This window comes from Sulfurimonas sp. (assembly GCF_016744025.1).
In the GTDB taxonomy this organism is placed as follows: Bacteria; Campylobacterota; Campylobacteria; order Campylobacterales; family Sulfurimonadaceae; genus Sulfurimonas.
Window position 1 is genome coordinate 1 of sequence record NZ_JADGFC010000229.1, and the last position, 2,135, is coordinate 2,135.

A 2,135-nucleotide genomic window follows, 5' to 3' on the forward strand; every position below is an offset into this window, starting at 1 on the left:
AATTTATCATTATCTCTCCCACAAAATCAAACCTTCTTCCTACTGTTCGATCAAGACTCCCAATACTAAAAGGTCAATCATCTCATAAATCATATGAGTGTGACTTAAATCTTGCTAAACTTGATTATGACGCAGTCTTTTCGTTTTTAAAGACAAATGCAAGAATAAAGAAAAATGAAGCGAAGGCTATAGTTGAAGCACTTTATCATAGAGCTACTGTCATAGATATGCTTATTCTTTCTAAAAACCAATTAGATAACTTTGATAAGGCATATAGACTCTTAGAGTTAAACTCAAGACCGCAAAGTGTTTTAGCACTTATTCTTATGGGTTTTATAGATGCAAATTGAAAAACTCTCAAACCAAATAGATGCAAAAAGATATCTAAAAGAGTTAGGTGTTGATGGTGGAGGAGTTAATATATTGGCTTCAAAAGCATCTAGTCATATTATATACATAAGAGACCTTCATGTTGGTGCTGCAAATATTCTAAAACAAGATGCACTTTCTATTGGTGCTGATTTAGCCGTACCAAAAGGTACTATCATAGCAGCAACCCCTACTGTTAACTGCATCTTAATAGCCACAACTGCGCAGTTAAAAACTCTTAGTAAAAAAGAGTTAGCACAACCATTTGGGCTTAAAATACTAGCTAAAAAATTAGAAGATATTCTAAAAATAAAAAAAAGTAAAACTGTAGAAGTCATGGGTGTTATAAATGCGAATGATGATAGCTTTTTCTCAGCTAGTAGATTTGTAAACACTGAAGCAGTAGATGCAATACAAAAGATGATAGAAGAGGGTGCCGATATCATAGATATTGGTGGAGTCTCATCAGCACCAAATGCAAAGAGTGTAGATGCTAAAGAAGAACTTGCTAGAGTAAAACCAATCCTTGAAACTATTAAAGCACAAAAGCTATATGAGAGGGTTGATTTTAGCATAGATAGTTATGAACCATTAGTAATTGAACATGCCCTAAATAGTGGTTTTAAAATAGTAAATGATATTACAGGTTTAGCAAATGATGAAATCTGTAAGTTAAGTGCTAGTTACAATGCTCGTGCAATAATTATGCATATGCAAGGAAAACCTCAAACTATGCAAATAGAACCTAAGTATGAAAATATTCTAAGTGATGTTTATACTTTTTTAGAGCAGAGAATCCAAAAAGCTGAAAGTTTTGGAGTAAAAGATATCACTCTAGATATCGGTATAGGTTTTGGAAAGACTATTGGGCATAACTTAGAACTTATAAAGCATCTAGAACATTTCCTAACTTTAAAAAAATCCCTTTTAGTTGGAGTATCTAGAAAATCTATGATAGATAAATTGTCCGCGTCACTTCCTAAAGATAGACTTCCTGGGACACTTGCTTTGCATCTAGAAGCAATTAGAAATGGTGCTTCAATGATTCGGGTACACGATGTTAAAGAACATGTTCAAGCTATAAAAATTCAACAGGCCTTAGATGCAATATAAAGGAGTTTTATGAAGTTTCCCAAGATAGGTGATATTGTTACTACTTCAGTAGTTTCTATAGACATAAAGAGTACTTTTAATGAATCAATCAATAAGATGCTTGATAATGAACATAGAAATATTGTTGTTATAGGAAGTGATAATTTTTATATTATGAGCATTATAGATATACTCAATGTTCAATCAAAAGAGATAGATATAAACACACCCTTATCTGAGTTAAGCCTCTCTAAAATACCAATTATAAATAAAAATAATAATATATTAGATACATTAGAATATTTAAATAATTCAACAGAGTATATCGCTGTAGTTAATGATGATAATTCTTTGTTTGGTCTAGTAACTCATACTGACATTACTAGTAACATAGATATCCAGATACCTTAATGGATAACTACAGACTACAAGATTTCTTAAAACTTGGACGTAGAATGAAATGGGTTAATAGAGATGAAAAAATATCGCATCTATTAAAAGATATGGTTACAGATTTTTACGATAATGTAGTAATTGTAGAAGATTTAAAACCTATTGGTATTTTTACGACAAAAGAGACTTAATTAAAAAAACGGGGGTTTAAAAACTCGCTTTTTTTGATAATTGACCAAATAATAATCTACTAAATTTAACTTCAAGCTTTTACTCAAACC

Annotated in this window: 3 protein-coding genes and 1 pseudogene; all 4 read left to right on the plus strand. The window is 31.0% G+C overall.

What is annotated here, in order from left to right:
* Positions 1 to 350: pseudogene (locus QZZ48_RS15520) on the plus strand (DNA polymerase III subunit delta'); the annotation flags it as partial.
* Positions 340 to 1,482: a dihydropteroate synthase gene (gene folP / locus QZZ48_RS15525; protein ID WP_294967162.1), complete on the plus strand. Its 1,143-nt coding sequence runs from the start codon at positions 340 to 342 to the stop codon at positions 1,480 to 1,482. The pseudogene QZZ48_RS15520 and the gene folP, both read left to right, overlap by 11 nt.
* Positions 1,483 to 1,491: 9 nt before the next feature.
* Positions 1,492 to 1,872 carry a CBS domain-containing protein gene (locus tag QZZ48_RS15530; protein ID WP_294967163.1) on the plus strand — a complete coding sequence of 127 codons (381 nt, stop codon included), beginning with the start codon at positions 1,492 to 1,494 and terminating at the stop codon, positions 1,870 to 1,872.
* Complete coding sequence (locus QZZ48_RS15535; RefSeq protein WP_294967164.1) at positions 1,872 to 2,045, plus strand: hypothetical protein; 174 nt, start codon at positions 1,872 to 1,874, stop codon at positions 2,043 to 2,045. The genes QZZ48_RS15530 and QZZ48_RS15535 overlap by 1 nt, the downstream gene beginning before the upstream one ends.
* Positions 2,046 to 2,135 lie beyond the last annotated feature (90 nt).